The 17,740-nt window shown below is 72.8% G+C and carries 13 protein-coding genes, 1 tRNA gene, 1 pseudogene and 1 riboswitch; of the genes and pseudogenes, 10 read left to right on the top strand and 5 right to left on the bottom strand.

Going from position 1 to position 17,740, the window contains the following annotated elements; genetic code table 11:
- The first annotated feature begins 5 nt into the window (after positions 1 to 5).
- Positions 6 to 3,020, top strand: coding sequence for an FAD-binding and (Fe-S)-binding domain-containing protein (locus tag DNL27_RS02885; RefSeq protein ID WP_112234654.1), 3,015 nt, complete (start codon positions 6 to 8; stop codon positions 3,018 to 3,020).
- 209 nt (positions 3,021 to 3,229) lie between these two features.
- Here the strand turns inward: DNL27_RS02885 and DNL27_RS02880 are convergent, their stop codons facing one another.
- On the bottom strand, positions 3,230 to 4,477 hold the full coding sequence (locus DNL27_RS02880) for an MFS transporter (protein ID WP_112234653.1): 1,248 nt from the start codon (positions 4,475 to 4,477) through the stop codon (positions 3,230 to 3,232).
- Positions 4,478 to 4,575: 98 nt separating this feature from the next.
- On the opposite strand from DNL27_RS02880, the gene DNL27_RS02875 reads away from it, so the two are divergent.
- From DNL27_RS02875 to DNL27_RS12360, 3 genes are all read left to right on the top strand, one after another.
- Positions 4,576 to 4,649 (top strand) — tRNA-Pro (locus DNL27_RS02875).
- 89 nt (positions 4,650 to 4,738) lie between these two features.
- On the top strand, positions 4,739 to 5,605 hold the full coding sequence (locus DNL27_RS02870; RefSeq protein WP_112234652.1) for a PhzF family phenazine biosynthesis protein: 867 nt from the start codon (positions 4,739 to 4,741) through the stop codon (positions 5,603 to 5,605).
- The gene (locus tag DNL27_RS12360; RefSeq protein WP_229577862.1) at positions 5,602 to 6,153 is read left to right on the top strand and encodes a thiol-disulfide oxidoreductase DCC family protein; all 552 of its coding nucleotides are present in this window, start codon (positions 5,602 to 5,604) and stop codon (positions 6,151 to 6,153) included. The genes DNL27_RS02870 and DNL27_RS12360 overlap by 4 nt, the downstream gene beginning before the upstream one ends.
- Positions 6,154 to 6,258: 105 nt before the next feature.
- On the opposite strand, the gene thiE is transcribed toward DNL27_RS12360, so the two are convergent.
- Positions 6,259 to 6,921: a thiamine phosphate synthase gene (gene thiE / locus DNL27_RS02855; RefSeq protein WP_112234651.1), complete on the bottom strand. Its 663-nt coding sequence runs from the start codon at positions 6,919 to 6,921 to the stop codon at positions 6,259 to 6,261.
- A 131-nt stretch (positions 6,922 to 7,052) separates the two neighbouring features.
- Positions 7,053 to 7,173, top strand: a riboswitch (TPP riboswitch).
- On the opposite strand from thiE, the gene thiO reads away from it, so the two are divergent.
- From thiO to moeB, 4 genes and pseudogenes are all read left to right on the top strand, one after another.
- Positions 7,165 to 8,436, top strand: a complete 1,272-nt coding sequence (thiO, locus tag DNL27_RS02850) for a glycine oxidase ThiO (RefSeq protein WP_229566129.1) — start codon at positions 7,165 to 7,167, stop codon at positions 8,434 to 8,436. It overlaps the preceding riboswitch by 9 nt.
- The gene (gene thiS / locus DNL27_RS02845) at positions 8,433 to 8,795 is read left to right on the top strand and encodes a sulfur carrier protein ThiS (RefSeq protein WP_370447107.1); all 363 of its coding nucleotides are present in this window, start codon (positions 8,433 to 8,435) and stop codon (positions 8,793 to 8,795) included. The genes thiO and thiS overlap by 4 nt, the downstream gene beginning before the upstream one ends.
- Positions 8,796 to 8,797: 2 nt before the next feature.
- Positions 8,798 to 9,790: pseudogene (locus DNL27_RS02840) on the top strand (thiazole synthase); the annotation flags it as partial.
- Between the two features lie 215 nt (positions 9,791 to 10,005).
- Positions 10,006 to 11,265 carry a molybdopterin-synthase adenylyltransferase MoeB gene (gene moeB, locus DNL27_RS02835; protein WP_112234648.1) on the top strand — a complete coding sequence of 420 codons (1,260 nt, stop codon included), beginning with the start codon at positions 10,006 to 10,008 and terminating at the stop codon, positions 11,263 to 11,265.
- 152 nt (positions 11,266 to 11,417) lie between these two features.
- On the opposite strand, the gene DNL27_RS02830 is transcribed toward moeB, so the two are convergent.
- From DNL27_RS02830 to DNL27_RS02820, 3 genes are read right to left on the bottom strand one after another with little or no spacing between them, the layout of a single operon-like run.
- Positions 11,418 to 12,062, bottom strand: coding sequence for an LUD domain-containing protein (locus tag DNL27_RS02830; protein WP_112234647.1), 645 nt, complete (start codon positions 12,060 to 12,062; stop codon positions 11,418 to 11,420).
- On the bottom strand, positions 12,059 to 14,050 hold the full coding sequence (locus DNL27_RS02825; protein ID WP_112234646.1) for a LutB/LldF family L-lactate oxidation iron-sulfur protein: 1,992 nt from the start codon (positions 14,048 to 14,050) through the stop codon (positions 12,059 to 12,061). Before DNL27_RS02825 ends, DNL27_RS02830 begins: the two co-directional genes overlap by 4 nt.
- Entirely contained in the window at positions 14,047 to 14,889 is an 843-nt protein-coding gene (locus DNL27_RS02820) for a (Fe-S)-binding protein (protein WP_012397510.1), read from the bottom strand. The genes DNL27_RS02825 and DNL27_RS02820 overlap by 4 nt, the downstream gene beginning before the upstream one ends.
- A 326-nt stretch (positions 14,890 to 15,215) precedes the next feature.
- Between DNL27_RS02820 and DNL27_RS02815 the strand changes: the two genes are divergently transcribed.
- Positions 15,216 to 16,886 (top strand): L-lactate permease, encoded by a 1,671-nt coding sequence (locus tag DNL27_RS02815; protein ID WP_112234645.1) that lies wholly within the window; start codon positions 15,216 to 15,218, stop codon positions 16,884 to 16,886.
- Positions 16,887 to 16,970: 84 nt separating this feature from the next.
- Positions 16,971 to 17,693, top strand: a complete 723-nt coding sequence (locus tag DNL27_RS02810; RefSeq protein WP_112234644.1) for a FadR/GntR family transcriptional regulator — start codon at positions 16,971 to 16,973, stop codon at positions 17,691 to 17,693.
- Positions 17,694 to 17,740 lie beyond the last annotated feature (47 nt).

Genomic DNA, 17,740 nt, shown 5'->3' with positions numbered 1-17,740 from the left:
TTCCCATGGCACCGATCCGACTCCCCCTCCCCACGCGCCGGCCCGACGACGCCCCGGCTCCCCTCGACTCTCCGTTGGACCACGCGGTGGCGAGGATCGAGCGGGAGTGCGGCAGCGGCGTCGTCGTCACCGGGGAGCTGGAGCGGCGCGCCCTGGCCCACGACGCCTCCCACTACCTGATGCAGCCGCGCGCGGTGCTGCGCCCGCGAGACACGCACGAGGTGGGGCGGATCTTCGCCGCGGCCGCGGACACGGACGCTGGCCTGACCCTGCGCTCGGGCGGCACGTCCCTGTCGGGGCAGTCCGTCACGGACCAGATCCTCGTGGACGTCCGCCGCCACTTCAAGAGCGTGGAGGTCCTGGATCGGGGTGCCCGCGTGCGCGTGCAACCGGGGGTCACCGTGCGCCAGGTCAATGCGCGGCTGGCTCCGCACGGGCGGGCGCTGGGCCCGGATCCGGCCAGCGAGTCCGCGTGCACGCTGGGCGGAGTGGTGGCCGACAACTCCTCCGGGATGGCGTGCGGCACCGAGTTCAACACGTACCGCACCCTGGAGTCCATGGTGCTCGTGCTGCCCTCCGGCACGGTGCTGGACACCGCCGCCCCGGATGCTGGTGAGCAGCTGCGGGCCCGAGAGCCCGACCTGTTCGAGGGCCTGCTCCGGCTGCGGGACCGCGTGCGGGGCAATCCGGAGTCCGTACAGACCATCGAGCGGCTGTTCGCCATGAAGAACACCATGGGCTACGGGCTGAACTCGTTCCTGGACCACGAGGACCCCGTGGCCGTCCTGGAGCACCTCATGATCGGCTCGGAGGGCACCCTGGGGTTCGTGGCGAGCGCGACCCTGCGCACCGTGCCCGTGCGCCCGCACGTGGCCACCGGCCTGCTGGTGTTCCCCACCGTGGTGGCCGCCACGAGTGCCGTTCCGGAGCTGGTGGGCTCGCAGTGCGCCACCCTGGAGCTGATGGACGCCACGTCCCTGGCGGTCTCGCAGCGCACCGGACTCGCGCCGCCCGCGATCATGGACATCCCGGTGGGCCAGCAGGCCGCACTGCTCGTGGAGTACCAGCACGACACCGCGGCAGGTGTGCGGGAGCTGGCGGAGGCGGCGGCGTCCACCTTCGACGCGCTCGAGCTGGCCGGGCCGGTGGCCCTGACCACCGACCCCCGCGAGCGCGCGAGCCTGTGGACCGTGCGCAAGGGGCTCTACACCACCGTGGCGGGCAACCGGCCGCAGGGCACCAACGCGCTGCTCGAAGACGTGGTGGTGCCGGTGGACCAGCTGGGCGGCACGTGCGAGGAGCTCACCGGACTCTTCGACGCCCACGGCTACCGGGACTCGGTGATCTTCGGCCACGCCAAGGACGGCAACGTCCACTTCATGCTCAACGAGCAGTTCGACGATCCCGCCCAGCTGGAGCGCTACGAGCGCTTCACCGAGGAGATGGTGGATCTGGTGCTCGGCCGCGGTGGGTCCCTGAAGGCCGAGCACGGCACCGGGCGGATCATGGCCCCGTTCGTGCGGCGGCAGTACGGGGACGAGCTGTACTCGGTGATGGTGGAGCTGAAGGCCCTGATCGATCCCGGCAACCGCTTCAACCCCGGGGTGATCCTCACCGAGGACCCGCGCGCGTACCTGCGGGACCTCAAGACCGCCCCGCCCGTGGAGTCCGAGGTGGACCGCTGCGTGGAGTGCGGCTACTGCGAGCCGGTGTGCCCGTCCCAGGACCTCACCCTCACCCCGCGCCAGCGCATCGTGGGACGCCGGGAGATCGCCCAGGCTGAGGAACGCGGGGACACCGCCCTGGCCGCCCGGCTGCGCCGCGAGTACGACTACGCCGGGCTGCAGACGTGCGCCGTGGACGGCATGTGCGTCACGGCCTGCCCCGTGCACATCAACACGGGCGACCTGGTGCGGCGGCTGCGCGCGGAGAACCACTCCACGGTCGCGGACCTCGCGTGGGGAGCCGCCGCGCGCTCGTGGGCCGCGACCTCCGCCGGGGCGGCCTTCGCCCTCACCATGGCCTCGCACATGCCCGCGGTGCTTCCGGTCTCCGCCACCCGCGCGGCCCGCGCGGTGCTCGGCGCAGACACGGTCCCCCGCTACAACGCCACGCTCCCGGCGGGCGGCGGCACCCGCTCCCGGTTGACGACGCCGCCCGCGCACTCCCCTGCCGGGCAACCGGCCCGAGGGGCTGCGGGCGCCCCGGGCACGAGCGCCCAGGGCACGAGTGCCGCAGGAGCGAGGGCGGCGGCTCCCCGCGGTGACGCCGCGGCGTCGACCTCCGCCGAGCACCACCCCGTCCGGGCCGTGTTCTTCCCCGCGTGCATCGGGGCGATGTTCGGCACGGTCTCCGGTGAGGGCCCCTCGGCGTCCGAGGCGTTCCTGCGGCTGTGCGAGCGCGCCGGGGTGGCCGTGCGGATCCCGGAGGGCATCGACGCGGCCTGCTGCGGCACCCCGTGGAAGTCCAAGGGACTGCCCACCGGCTACGCCACGATGAGCGAGCGGACCCTCGGGATGCTCTGGGAGGCGTCCGAGCACGGGCGGCTGCCGGTCGTGTGCGATGCGGCGTCCTGCACGGAGGGGCTCGAGACCATGCGGGAGCTGGCCACGGAGCACCCCGTGTACCGTGACCTGCGCTTCGTGGACGCCGTGACGTTCACCGCCGAGCACGTGCTGCCCGGGCTGGACCGGGGAGCACCCCTGGAGACCCTGGCCGTGCACCCCACGTGCTCGTCCGTGCACCTGGGCGCCACCGAGGACCTGCTGCGCGTGGCCCACGCGTGCGCCGGGGAGGTCACCGTGCCCGTGGACTGGGGCTGCTGCGGCTACGCGGGGGACCGCGGGATGCTGCACCCGGAGCTCACGGCGTCCGCCACCCGGCGCGAGGCCGCGGAGGTCGTTGCCGGAGATTTCGATGCGTATGCATCGTTGAATCGGACGTGCGAGCAGGCCCTCACGGAGGCCACGGGCCGGCCCTACGAGCACGTGCTGCAGGTCCTGGAGCGGGTCACCCGCTGAGCGCGTGCGCCACCTGACGCCGGCGGTGGGCTCAGCGCGGACCCACCGCCGGCGACGGCCGGACAGGCCACCGCGCCACGCGCGGGCAAGCAGCGCCGGACGTCTGTCTCGTCAACAGAGGGTCGTCGGCACAGCACCACGCGCGAGCGGCCGACGCACCGGAACGGACGACAGGGCCGGGGCAGCGCCCGAACCGGGGCGGGCGCGCCTCAGCCCTGCGGCGTCGTCGTACCCGGATCCGGAACGCCGCGTGCCGCGGCGCGTGCCACCGGGACCGCGGAGGCCGCGCACACCAGCACGCCGAAAAGCAGGCACCACACGAAGCCCGTGGTGGGCTCCACCCCGGCCCAGCGCGCCACGGCCGGGGCCACCAGGGACAGCACGAACGGCACCGCGAAACCCGTGTAGGTGAGGGTGTAGAACACCCCGATCAGCGCCCCGAGCTCGTGCGGGCGGGCCATGAGCTCCACCTCGCGCAGCCCGGCAACCATCATGAACCCGTAGCTCACGCCCAGCATCACGGCTGTGGGGAACGCGAGCCAGCTCAGGTGCCACGTGACGGTCAGGGCCCCGAGGACCAGGCCCGCGCTCGCGGCACCGAGCCCCGTGACGGACAGGGGGAGCCACCCGCTGCGCGCGAGCCGGGCCGCGAGGGGCTGCACGAGCACCCCGGTGAACATCACCGTGGCGGCCACCGCGCCGAGGTAGGCCACGGGGAAGCGCACCGTGGTGAGCAGGAAGGACGGGATGCTCGCGAACGCGATCGTGGCCGTGCCGAACACCCACGGCGCCCACGCGGCCACCACCCAGAAGAACCGGCCCGTGCGCGCCACGGCGGGCACGAGCGGCCGGGACGGGCGCGGGCCGCTCGCGGGCGGCTGGGTCTCGGGCACGCGCCACACCAGCACCGCAGCGCAACCCGCGAGCAGCACGTGCAGCAGGAACGGCGTGACCTGCGGTGCGGGCAGGAACTGGGCGAGCAGTCCGGCGGCGAGCGGGCCCCCGCCGAATCCCGCGGAGAGCACCACGGTGGCGCGTCGGGGTCCGGAGCCGGGGCGGTCCGTGCTGAGCTGCTTGACCCACGCGGAGCCCGAGGCCATGGCCATGCCCACCCCGAAGCCCATGACCCAGCGGCCCGCGTACAGCAGCCAGTCCGAGGTGTGGGACGCCGCGGCGAGCACCAGGGAGGCCGCGATCACCACGGCGAGCGCCGGGCGCATCACGGCGCGCCGCCCCCGGTGGTCGGACACCGGCCCGAACACGAGCAGCGCGGGCACCAGCCCGGCGGCGTAGATCCCCAGCATCCCGGTCACGAAGGACTCGCTGAGCCCGTCCTGCGAGCGGTAGACCTCGAGCATGGGGGCGAACAGGTTGGCCCCGAACCCCACGGTGAACATGGCCGCGCCCACCCGCCACCACGTGCGCGGGGCGGCGGCCGTCACGGCGGGATTCTCCATATGGGCGAGCGTACCGGTGCCCGCCCCGGTGATTTCGCATTCCCCGGAGCCTGACGCTATGCTGAAGCAGTTGTTCGCGGGTCCGCCCGTGCAACTTCCGGGATGTGGCGCAGCTTGGTAGCGCGCGTCGTTCGGGACGACGAGGTCGCAGGTTCAAATCCTGTCATCCCGACCGAAATCCCCTTGCTCCTCCGCAACCGGAGCAAGGGGATTTTTTTCATGCCCGCCCCGGGCGTCGGGGCTCCGTGGTGGAATCGTGGCATGACCTCCGCACCCCGCTCCCGCCCGTTCGCCCAGGTGGACGTCTTCTCCGCCGAGCCCTGCCGGGGCAACCCCGTGGCCGTGGTCCTGGACGGCACGGGCCTCTCGGAAGAGCAGATGGCACGGTTCGCCGCCTGGACCAACCTCTCCGAGACCACGTTCGTGCTGCCGCCCACCGACCCCGCGGCCGACTACCGGCTGCGCATCTTCACCCCGGACCGCGAACTGCCCTTCGCCGGGCACCCCACCCTGGGTTCGGCCCGCGCGTGGCTCGCGGCGGGCCACGCCCCGCGCGCCCCCGGCACGGTGGTCCAGGAGTGCGCGGCGGGTCTCGTCCGCATCCACGTCCCGTCCCCGGACGACGACGCCGCCGCGCTGCGTTTCGAGGCCCCACCCATCCTCCGCTCGGGCGGGCTGGACCCCGGGGACCTGCGGGCGGTCACCGTGGCGCTCGGGCTGGCCGAGGGGCAGGTGCGCGACCACCAGTGGGTGGACAACGGCCCCGGGTGGGCCGCGCTGCTGCTCGCCTCCGCCGAGGACGTTCTGGGCGTCGAGCCCGACTACGCCGCGCTCGGGGACCGGAAGGTGGGCGTGGTGGGCCCGGCGCCGGACGGGGCCGGGCACCGCTTCGAGGTGCGGGCCTTCGTGCCCGGGGCCCGCGGCTACGAGGACCCCGTGACGGGCAGCCTCAACGCGGCCCTCGCGCAGTGGCTGATCCGCACCGGGCGTGCACCCGGCGAGTACACGGCACGGCAGGGCACCCGCGTGGGCCGGCACGGACTCGTGCACGTGATCTCGGACCGGCAGGGCGCCGTGCTGGTGGGCGGCGAGTGCGCGGTGCGCATCACCGGGAGCGTGGAGCTGTGAGCGCACGGCTGCACGTGGTCTTCGACGGCCGGTGCGGTTTCTGCACCCGCGCCGTGGGCTGGGTGCGGCGCCTGGACCGGCACGGGCGGGTCGAGCTGCACGCGTGGCAGCAGCCGGACGTGCCGGAACGGTTTGGCCTGACCCCGCAGGAGTGCGACGCCTCGGTGTGGGCGGTGCCCCAGGCCGGGGAGAGCACCGTGATCGCCGCGCAGCGCCCCCGCGGGGGCGGAGCCTCGGGCAGTGCCTGCGACGGTCCGCAGCCTGGAGCTGCGCCGCCGGACGCTCCGGAGTCCGGATCCGGTGACCTCGGGTCGGGGCGCGGAGGCCCGCAGGCCACGAGGAGGCACGCGGTGAGCGGCGCCCGAGCAGTCGCGGCGATCCTCGACACCGCCCTGGGCACACGCTGCTTCGGCGCGTTCCACGGCCTGCCACTGGTGGGCCGCACCCAGGAGGCCGTCTACCGCTGGGTGGCCACCCACCGGGGCCGCTTCCCGGGGGTCACCCCGTGGTGCGAGGAGCACCCAGGGCAGTGCGCCGGGGATGCCTGACCTCCGGTTCTGCCCCGCCTCGCGCACAGCCCCCGCACCAGCTTCCCCGCCGGAGACGCCGGGAGGGACCACCCCGGACGACAACGCGTTGCGTCGCCGCCCGGGTCAGGCGGGCAGCGCGCTGCGCAGCTCCCGCGCGGCGGCGGTGACGTCCCGCGCCTCGGTGACGGCGCGGACCACCACGATGCGCGTGGCACCGGTGCCGAGCACGGCGGGCAGCCGGGCGGCGTCGACACCCCCGATGGCGAAGAACGGGGTGGTGCCCGCGTGCTCGGCGGCGTAGCGGGGCAGCTCGAGCCCCACGGCCGCGCGGCCGGGCTTGGTGGGGGTCTCCCAGACCGGCCCGGTGCAGAAGTAGTCGAGCCCGGGGTCCGCGAGCGCGGCGTCCACCTGCGCGGGCGAGTGGCACGAGCGGCCCAGCACCACGTCCGGGCCCAGCACAGTGCGTGTCTGCCGCGTGGTGAGATCTCCCTGGCCCACGTGGAACACGTCCGCGCCGGTCAGCAGGGCCACGTCCGCGCGGTCATTGACGGCGAAGAGTTTGCCGTGCTCACGGGCGACCTCCGCGAGCACCTGGATGGCCTCGATCTCCGCGGCCGCCTCGAGCGTCTTGTCCCGCAGCTGGATGATGTCCACCCCGCCCTCGTACGCGGTGTGCAGGAAATCCCGCAGGTCACCGCGCTCCCGCCGAGCGGTCACGCACACGTAGAGCCGCGCGTCCCGCAGCTGTCGGCGTCGTCGTCGTCCCTGGTCCTCGCTCCGTTCCATGCCGCCATGGTGGCACGAACAGCGCACCGGGGGTGCAGCGCCCGCTCAGCCGGCCGCGAATCCCCCGGGGAAGCGACCGGCAAGGAGGACTAGACTGGCGGCGTCGTCCGGTTGCCGACGCCGCACCGCGCGACGAGGTCCACGGGAGCCCGCACACGTCACCGACCACCGCATCCGGCTGAGAGGGCGTGAGACGCCGACCGGTCACCTGATGCGGATCATGCCGCCGGAGGAAGGATGAGGATGTCCGAGAACGCACCCGTGCACGTCGTCGTGGCCGGGGCGGGTCTGATCGGGCTCGCCACCGCGGTCGAGCTGCGACGCCGCGGCGCCGCCGTCACGGTCGTGGACCCCCAGCCCGCGTGGGGCGCCACCCGAGCCGCTGCGGGCATGCTCGCACCGGTCGCGGAGACCCAGTACGGCCAAGAGCGGCTGTACCCCCTCATGCGCGCCTCTGCGGAGGAGTACCCCCGGTTCGTGGAGCGCATCGGCGCGGCCACCGGGCTGCCCACGGGCTACCGCACGGAGGAGACCCTGGTGGTCGCCGCCGACGCCGCGGACGCCCATTCCCTCTCTGACCTCGCCTCCCACCAGATCGCCTCCGGCATGGACGTCGAGGAGATCTCCACGGGCGAGGCCCGCGCCATGGAGCCCGCGCTCGCCCCCCGCCTCGCGGGCGCCGTGCGCATCGTCTCCGACCGCCAGGTGGACCCCCGCATGCTGGCCGCGGCCATGGTCGAGGCCCTCAACGCCCCGCACACCGAGACGCTCGCCGGGGTGCCCGACGCCGGGCCCGCCCTGTGGCGCACCCGCCGCGTGGACTCCGTGCAGGTCCCCCGCAGGGGCCCCCGCCGCGCCGAGGGCGTACTGCTGGACGACGGCGAGCGCCTGCCCGCGGACGCCGTGGTGGTGGCCTCGGGGCTCACCGCCAACACCGTGGGCGGACTGCCCGAGGACCTCGAGCTGCGCCTGCGTCCCGTGTTCGGGGACATCCTGCGGCTGCGCGTTCCCGACGCCGCCCTGGCCCCCGGTGAGGACCACCTGCTCACCCGTACCGTGCGCGCCCAGGTGATGGGGCGGCCCGTCTACATGGTCCCCCGCGTGGACCGCACCCTGGTGGTGGGTGCCACCAGCCGTGAGGACGGCCGCGAGTCCGTGCTGGCCGGCGGGGTGCACCAGCTGCTGCGGGACGCCCGAGCCGTGGTCCCCGCGATCGACGACTGCGACGTCCTGGAGATGATGGCCCGCGCACGGCCGGGCACCCCGGACGACCTCCCCTACCTCGGCGCCACCTCCGTGCCCGGACTCGTGATCAGCACCGGGCACTTCCGCCACGGCATCCTGCTCACCCCGGTGGCCTCGCGGCTGGCCGCGGAACTCGTCACCGGGGTCCTGGACCCGGCGGTGGACCACGCGCAGGACGCGCAGTTCCTGGCAGCAACCGACCCGGGCCGGCACAGCCCCCGCAACGACGACCCGCACGACACCCCTGACTTCTCGGGAGGACTCGCATGAGCACCCCTGCACCGCACACGCCCGGCCCCGCCACCCCGGCCGCTTCTCCGCTGACACCCGCCGTCACCTCCGCCCCGCAGCCCCAGACCGCGGTGGTCTCGCAGCACGATGACGCCGCCGCGGGCACCGCGAGCATCAACGGCGCTCCCGTGCCCGTGCGCGAGGGGTTCACCCTCACCGACGCCGTGGCGGATCTGACCGGGCGGGAGATCACCCCCCGGGGCACCGCCACGGACGGGCATCCCCTGGGCATCGCGGTGGCCGTGGACGACACCGTGGTCCCCCGCTCCCTGTGGGCCGCCACCGCCGTGGCACCGGGGCAGTCCGTGGAGATCGTCACCGCGGTGCAGGGAGGCTGAGCATGACGGATGCACACCGGACCGGCACCCCGAACACCGATCCCGTGACCGGAGGCCCCGCCACGCCGGAGAACCCCGCCACCGCCGCCGGTTGCCGTGCCCGCGGCTCCGGTGACACCCGCAGAGCCCGGACAGCGGGTGACCCCTCGCTGCCCGCCCTGAGCGTGGCCGGGGTGGAGCTGTCCTCACGGCTCATCATGGGCACCGGCGGTCTCACGGACCTCGCGATGCTCGAACGCGCCCTGCTGGCCTCCGGCACGGACCTGACCACGGTGGCGCTGCGCCGCTTCTCCCCGGGGGTACCCTCCGCGGACCGCCCCACCGGGCAGGGCCCGCACGGAACCGGACCGGCGAGCGGTGCCGGCGGAGCGGCGTCGTCGTCGGGGGCCCCGCAGGACAGCCTGTACGGGATCCTGCGCCGCCACGGGATCCGGGTGCTGCCCAACACCGCCGGGTGCTACACCGCCCGGGACGCGCTGCTGACCGCGGAGCTCGGGCGCGAGGCCCTGGAGACGGACTGGGTGAAGCTGGAGGTCATCTCGGACGAGGACACCCTGCTGCCGGACGGCGTGGAGCTGCTGGACGCCACCGAGAAGCTCGTGCGACGCGGCTTCACGGTCTTCGCGTACACCTCCGACGACCCCGTGCTCGCGCTGCGCCTCGAGGACGCAGGGGCCAGCGTCGTGATGCCCCTGGGCGCGCCGATCGGCACGGGGCTGGGCATCCTCAACCCCCACAACATCGAGCTGATCGCCTCGCGCGCCTCCGTGCCCGTGGTGCTGGACGCCGGCATCGGCACGGCGTCCGAGGCGGCGCTGGCCATGGAGCTCGGGTGCGACGCCGTGCTGCTCGCCTCCGCGGTGACCCGCGCCCAGGACCCCGTGGCCATGGCCCACGCCATGAAGCACGCCGTGCAGGCGGGTCAGCTCGCGCGGGGCGCGGGGCGGATCGCGCGCCGCACCCACGCGCTGGCATCCTCGCCCATGGCCGGGCGGATCGGCACCGATGAGGACACCCCGCGCGGGGACTGGCCCGCCCGGTCCGTGACCGAGACCGCGGGTGAGCCCGTCACCGGCGAGGGAGCGGCGCGGAACCCTCGAGGGAACCGCCCGTCCCCGGTGGGACCCCGTATGGATGGGGGTGGCGGCGCACCGCGTGACGTGGTGGACGCCTCCCCCGGCGCCCGCGGAAGCGCGGGGGACGTCACCCGATGAGCGCTCCCTCCCCCTTTGATCCCCTGGTGGAACCGGCCACCGAGCTCACGCGCGAGGAGCTCAAACGGTACTCGCGCCACCTCACCCTCACGCAGTTCGGACCGGTGGGGCAGCGGCGGCTCAAGAACGCGCGCGTGCTCGTGGTGGGGGCCGGGGGGCTGGGCGCGCCCGCGCTGCAGTACCTCGCCGCCGCCGGTGTGGGAACCCTGGGCGTCGTGGACGACGACGTGGTGTCCGTGTCCAACCTGCAGCGCCAGGTGATCCACACCGTGGCGGACGTGGGCCGTCCCAAGGTGGACTCTGCCGCGGACGCCCTGGCCCGCCTCAACCCGCTCGTGACCGTGCGGACCCACGACACGCGCCTGAGCACCGACAACGCCCTGGAGATCCTCGGGCAGTACGACCTCGTGCTGGACGGCGCGGACAACTTCGCCACCCGCTACCTCGTGGCGGACGCCGCGGAGCTCACCGGGATCCCCGTGGTGTGGGGATCCATCCTGCGCTTCGACGGCCAGGTCTCGGTGTTCTGGGCGGGCCGAGGGCCGGTGTACCGGGACCTCTACCCGGAGGCTCCCCCGGCCGGTTCCGTCCCCTCGTGCGCGGAGGGCGGGGTGCTGGGCGTGCTGCCCGCGACCATCGGCTCCGTGATGGCCACAGAGGCCCTGAAACTGCTCACCGGCATCGGGGCGCCCCTCGTGGGGCGCGTGCTGGTCCACGACGCCCTCGCCCAGACGTGGCGCACCCTCACCGTGCTGCCGGACCCCCAGCGCGAACCCGTCACCGACCTCACGCAGGTCTTCGTGGCGTGCGGCCTCCCGGCCCCCGACAACGACGCGGCGGACCGCGGGGACGTCCCGCCCGCCGCGCCCGGGGCCGGGGCGGGCACCCCGCCGGCCGCACCGAGCGCCGCGGAGACCGTGGACGCCACCGAACTCGCCCGGCTGCTGGCGGCCCGCGAGCGCGGCGAGACAACGTTCACGCTCGTGGACGTGCGTGACGACTGGGAGCGGCAGCTCGTCTCGATCCCCGGATCCGTGCCGGTGCCGCTGGACCGGCTGCTCGCCGACGGCGTGCAAGCGTTGCCCGCGGGCTCCGAGGGGGACGTGGTCCTGCACTGCAAGGCCGGGGTGCGCTCCGCACAGGCACTCGCGGCCCTGCGAGCCGACTACGCCCTGCGGGAGGACCGCCTGAAGCACCTCGACGGTGGCGTCCTCGCGTGGATCGAGGACGTGGACCCCACGCTGCCGCGCTACTGAGCAGCGCAAGAGGCCACGCGCCGCGAGCGCACCTCAACCGCGCACCCTCCTGACCCAGAAAAAAGTGCAGATATTGTTATCTACCGCTTGGTAGATAGCAATATCTGCACTTAATCCCGCGGGGTGAGCCTCGGCATCAGCCCGTCGGAAAGTCAGCCCAGCAGGATGACGTCCAGCGTGCGCGGACCGTGGACGCCCTCCACGCGCTCGAGCTCGATGTCCGACGTGGCGGACGGGCCCGAGATCATGGTGGTGGGCGCGGTGGGCTCCACGCGGGCCATGGCCTCGGGGATCAGCTCCACCACGGAGTCCAGCGGCACGATGCAGATGTGGTGGTCCGGCACCAGGGTGATGGCGCGCCGCCCCTCGTCCGGGCGCCCGGACAGGAAGATGGTGCCCGTCTGCGCGCACGAGACCGTGGAGGATGTCACCACGGCGTCCACCTGGTTGAGGTCCCGCACGGTGAGCGCGGAGGCCTTGCGGGCGTCGTTGGGGTCCACGATGGCCCGGCGCGCGGCGGTCTCCTCGGGCAGCCACGCGGTGTCGAGGCCCTCGGGGATCACGTAGCGCGCGGAGGTCCCAAGCTGGGTGGCGACGCGCTGCGCCACGGTCTGCGCGGTCTCCCGGTACACGTTGGCCTTGTAGTCGAGCAGCCGGTCCTCGAGCATGTCGATGATTTCGTCCCGCCCGAGGTCCGAGGTGTGCCGGTAGTCGCGAGGCACGTGGGGAGCCCGCGGATGGTCCGCGAGGGCGCCGTTGAGCCGCTCGAGGATTTCGGTCTTGGCGTCGGCGCTCATGCCCGCTCTCCGTCCTGGTTCCCGCGGCCTGCGTGGCCGTTGCGGGGTGCGATGTTGTCCTTCTGGGGGTCGCCCGTGGCGGCACTGTCCGCTCCGGCCACGGCGTCCGCGCCGGCACCCGGGGTGGCGGCGTCCTTGCCGGTGCCCGCGGCGGTCTCCTCGGTCCGGGCGGCCTTGGACTCGCCGTGCGCACCCGCGGGGCTCGCCTCCCCGGGGGACGACGCCGTCGGGTGGCCCTGCGCGGGCCCCGCACCGGTGCGCGCGGTTCCCGACGCCGCGGTGACGCCGTCGCGCTCGAGCCGCTCGTCGGTCTCCCCCTCGTGCTTCTTCCACCAGTTGCGGAAGGACTCCTTGGGGGGCTCGGGGATGTCGCGCTCGGCGGTCCAGCCGCCCACCATGCCGGGCAGCCAGCCGATGGCGCGGTCGCGGCCGGCGATGACACGGCCCATGGGTAGCCCGCGCTCCGCCAAGGACATCCGCTGGCCCGACGACATCACGAAGGAGGCGCCCTTCATCATGGCGTCCATCTGCGTGGGCACACCGCGGGAAGGCACGGCTCCTCGGATGCGGCGTCCTGCGCGACGCGCCCGAGAACCGAGCTCCTGGAGGGTGCCCTTCTGGGGGGCAGTGTCCTGCCCACCCCGGCCCTCGTCCGCGGTCAGGGACTTCTCCTCGCGCCAGTTGTCGTCCCCGCCCACCGCGGGGTCCTTGGAGACCGGTGCTGGGTTGGCGTGGTCCGCGCGTTTCCCGTGCTGGGCGCGGATGTCCTCGTCCCGCAGATGCACGAGGATCTCGGGGATGTTGATCTTCACGGGACACACCTGGTAGCACGCCCCGCACAGGGAGGACGCGTACGGCAGGGAGGCATTCTCCTCGGACGTGATGCCCGTGAGCTGCGGCGAGAGGATCGCCCCGATGGGACCGGGGTAGGTGGAGCCGTAGGAGTGCCCGCCCGCGTGCTCGTACACGGGGCACACGTTCAGGCACGCGGAACACCGGATGCAGTGCAGTGCGGAGCGACCCTGCGGGTCCGCGAGCACCGCGGAGCGCCCGTTGTCCAGGAGCACCACGTGGAAGTTCTTGGGGCCGTCCCCGGGCGTCACGCCGGTCCACAGGGAGGTGTACGGGTTCATGCGTTCGCCAGTGGAGGAGCGCGGCAGGAGCTGGAAGAACACCTCGAGGTCCTGGTAGGTGGGCAACAGTTTCTCGATGCCCATCACGGTGATCAGGGTCTCGGGCAGGGTCAGGCACATGCGCCCGTTGCCCTCGGACTCCACCACGGACAGGGTGCCGGTGTCCGCGATGCCGAAGTTCGCGCCGCTGATGGCCACCTTGGAGGTGAGGAACTTCTCCCGCAGGTGCTGCCGCGCGGCCTCCGCGAGCACTCGGGGCTCGCTCGTGAGCTCCTCGGTGACGCCGGGCATCTCGCGGCTGAAGATCTCGCGGATCTCCTCGCGGTTCTTGTGGATCGCGGGCACCAGGATGTGGGAGGGCTTGTCCCGCCCCAGCTGCACGATGAGCTCGGCGAGGTCCGTCTCCGTGGCGGTGATCCCGTGCTCGGAGAGGTGCTCGTCCAGCCCGATCTCCTGGGTGGCCATGGACTTCACCTTGATCACGTCCGTGGTGTCCTGCTCCTGGACCAGACGGGTCACGATGGCGTTCGCCTCGTCCGCGTCCCGGGCCCAGTGGACGACGCCGCCGCGCGCCGTCACGTTCGCCTCGAACAGCTCGAGCAGCTCGGGCAGCCCCGCCATCACGGTCTCCTTGATGGCGGAACCGGCGTCGCGCAGCTCGCTCCAGTCCGGGACCTCCCCCACCACGCCGGCGCGCTTGGCGCGGATGGTGTGGGTGGCGTGCCGGATGTTGGCGCGCATCTGCTTGTTCTGCAGCTCCTTCTTGGCGGCCTTGGGGAAGGCGACCTGCGCATGCAGGTTGCCCTGCCCGTGCACGGGACGCACGGCGGGCATGCCGAGGGACGTGACGCTCATCGAGTTGCTCCTGCAGTGGTGGCCGGGCTCGCCGCGCGACGGCCGGGTTGGGAGATGGACAGTTCAACGGGACCCTCTACCTGCAGCGGGTTGGCCCGGGTTGAGGCGAGGATTTCCGCGAAGTGGACGGTCTGGACGTCCACGTTCCGCTTGGACGCGGCTCCGCCCAGGTGCAGCAGGCACGAGGCATCCCCGCCGGTGCACAGCGAGGCGCCCGAGCTGCGGATGTTGTTGAGCTTGGCGTCCGCCATGGCACCGGAGACGTCCGGATTCTTGAAGGAGAACGTGCCGCCGAAGCCGCAGCACTCCTCGGCGTCGGGTAGCTCATGGAACTCGATGTCCGCCACGGAGCGCACGAGGTCCTTCTGGCGATCCCCGAGTCCCAGCAGGCGCATGCCGTGGCACGAGGGGTGGTAGGTCACCGGGTGCGGGAACCAGGAGCCGAGCTGCTCGGCGGCGTCCGTCACGCCCAGCACGTCCACGAGCAGCTCGGAGAGCTCGTAGGTGTTCTCGGCCACCATGGCGGCATCCTCGGCCAGGGCGTCCTCGCCGCACTGGCGCGCAACCATCGGCTGCTGGTGCCCCAGGGAGGCCACACAAGAGCCGGAGGGGGCCACAGCGACGTCGTAGTCCACGCTGGTGAACGCGCGCACGTGGTTGCGGATCACCGGCACGGCGTCCTGGAAGTACCCGCTGTTGACGTGCATCTGGGAACAGCAGCCCTGCCCCTGGGGAAACACGACCTCGTGTCCCAGCCGCTCGAGGATCCGCACGGTGGCCAGCGCCACCTTGGGATACATGGCATCCACAATGCATGTGGCGAAGAGCGCGATTTTCATGGGTGTGGTCTCCTAACCGTCTGCCCCGGTCATGCTGTGCCCCGGTCCATCTCTGTGGCCAGACCAGGCTACGCCCGTGAGTCCGGTCACAACAACGCACCGCGCGGCATCGGGGATGTGCATGGAGGCCCGCACACGGGCTCCCCGCCGCCGGGCGCGAGATCTTCACCGTGTGACCTGGATCATGTACGCTGTGTGGTCGGACCACTGTGGTCTGACCACTTATCGTACGACCGGTCCCGGACACGGAGCACACCGCCCCGCCGGGACCATCCTCTCGACCCGGGAACCACGGTTCCGATCCGGCCCCACCCCTTGGAGAACGCGTGAACACCTTTACCGCCGCGACCGACGCCGTGGGCGGCAGCGTCGGGCTGTCCGCCCTGGTCGGCTGCCTGCCCCTGCTGACCTTCTTCGTGATGCTGCTGGCCTTCAAGGCCAGCGCCTACGTGGCGGGGCTGACGTCCCTCGCCGTGGCCCTGCTGGTGGCCATCCTGGGCTTCGGCATGCCGGCCCACCTCGCCGCGCTGGCCGCCACCCAGGGCGCCGTCTACGGACTGTTCCCGATCGTGTGGATCGTAGTCATGGCCCTGTGGTTCTACCAGGTGACCGTGCTCTCGGGGCGCTTCGAGGACCTGCGCACCATCTTCGACACCATCGGCGGCGGTGACCTGCGCATCCAGGCCATGCTCATCGCATTCTGCTTCGGCGGCCTGCTGGAGGCGCTGGCGGGCTTCGGTGCCCCCGTGGCGATCACCGCCACGATGATCCTGGCCCTCGGCCTCAAGCCGCTCAAGACGGCCACTCTGGTGCTGATCGCCAACACCGCCCCGGTGGCGTTCGGCGCGATCGCCATCCCCATCACCACCGCGGGCACGCTCACGGATCTGGACCCCGCCCACATCGGTGCCGTGGTGGGGCACCAGGCCCCGTTCTTCGCGTTCGTGGTCCCCTTCTTCCTGCTGCTGATCGTCGACGGCGCCCGCGGCCTCAAGCAGGCCTGGCCCGCCGCCCTCGTGGTGGGTGGCAGCTTCGCGATCGCCCAGTGGTGGTGCGCCACGCACTTCTCGTACGAGCTCACCGACGTGGTCGCGTCCCTGGCCGGACTCGCCGGCGTGGTGATCCTCATGCGCTTCTGGCGGCCCAAGGGCGCCGAGGCCGTGCGCGCGGACCTCGGCATTGCCCGCCCGGAGAACGCGGCCGTCCTCACGCCCGGACGCGTGTGGATGGCGGTGCTGCCCTACCTGCTGGTGGTGGTCGTCTTCGGCATCGCCAAGCTCTGGACCGCCGGAATCAACGTGCCCAAGGCACTCGCGTCCACGGACATCAAGATCCCGTGGCCCGGCCTTAACGGCCACCTGCTCAACGCCAAGGGCGAGGCCATCTCGGGCACGGTCTACTCCTTCCAGTGGCTCTCGAGCCCCGGCACGCTGCTGCTCATCACCGGGCTGCTGGTGGCCGTGATCTACGCTCTGTTCACCCACCACGGGATGTTCCGGCTCTCGATCGCGAACGCCCTTGCCGAAATCGGACGCAGCTTCTGGAAGATGCGTTTCTCCGCCCTGACCATCATGTCCGTGCTGGCACTGGCGTACGTGATGAACTTCTCCGGCCAGACCCTGGCGATCGGCACGTTCGTGGCCGGTCTCGGCGCGGCGTTCGCGTTCTTCTCCCCCGTGCTGGGCTGGGTGGGCACCGCGGTCACCGGTTCGGACACCTCCGCCAACGCACTGTTCGCCAACCTGCAGAAGACCGCGGCCCTGGGGTCTGGGCTGGACCCGCACCTGATGACCGCCGCGAACACGTCCGGCGGTGTGGTGGGCAAGATGATCTCGCCGCAGTCACTGGCCATCGCGTCCTCAGCGGTGGGCATGCAGGGCAAGGAGTCTCAGATCTTCCGCTCCGTGGTTCCGTGGTCCCTGGGCATGCTGCTGGTGCTGTGCTGCCTGGTGTTCCTGCAGTCCAACGTGCTCTCCTGGATGCTCCCGGCGGCCTGAGCCGCCCGAGAACGGTGAGCACCCATGGCCCGTCGTCGCCGCGCGCGACGGCGGGCCACTGCACGTGAGGACCTTGGAGGAAGCATGAGCGCTGCACCCGCCTACACGGTGGTGCTGGACTGGCTCGAACGGCAGCTGCGTTCGGGAGCGCTGCGCGTGGGCGACAAGCTGCCCGCGGAGCGCACGCTGGCCGAGGACTTCGGGATCTCCCGCGCCTCGGTGCGGGAGGCCGTGCGGATCCTCGCGGCCATGGGCCTGGTGCGCTCGGCCACGGGGTCCGGCCCGCAGTCCGGGGCCACGGTCATCTCGGACCCCTCCGCCGCCCTGGGCTGGGCGCTGCGGATGCACATCGCCACCCGGTCCCTGCCGGTCGCGGACGTGGTGAGCACCCGTGTGCTTCTGGAGACGCAGTCGAGCCTGGACGCGGCATCGTCGACATGCCCCGAGCGCGAGGAAATCTTGGAGCAGGCCGCGCAGATGCTCGACCGCATGGACGACCCCGCGGTGGACGACGAGCAGTTCCACATCCTGGACGCGCAGTTCCACCTGCACCTGGCCTCGCTGGGCGGCAACGTGGTGCTCGAGACCATCATGGCGTCCCTGCGGGAGGCCACCATCGGCTACGTCCAGGAGACCGTGGCGGGAACCTCCGACTGGCCCGCGATCCGCGCCCGCCTGCAGGAGCAGCACCACGCGATCCACAGGGCCACCGAGGCCCGCGACGGCGCTCTGGCCGCCCGGCTGCTGCGCGAGCACATCATGTGGTTCTACGGCCACGCACCGGACGCGCCGCGCCACCGGGAGTAGGTGCCCGCGGGTGCCGCCGGGTCCGGGAACAGAGGAACCCCGGCGCC

Origin of the sequence: Kocuria sp. BT304, assembly GCF_003290245.1 — a bacterium.
GTDB classification, from domain to species: Bacteria; Actinomycetota; Actinomycetes; order Actinomycetales; family Micrococcaceae; genus Kocuria; species Kocuria rhizophila_A.
The sequence above is the reverse complement of the archived record's forward strand: the minus strand, read 5'-3'. Positions and strand labels throughout refer to the sequence as shown.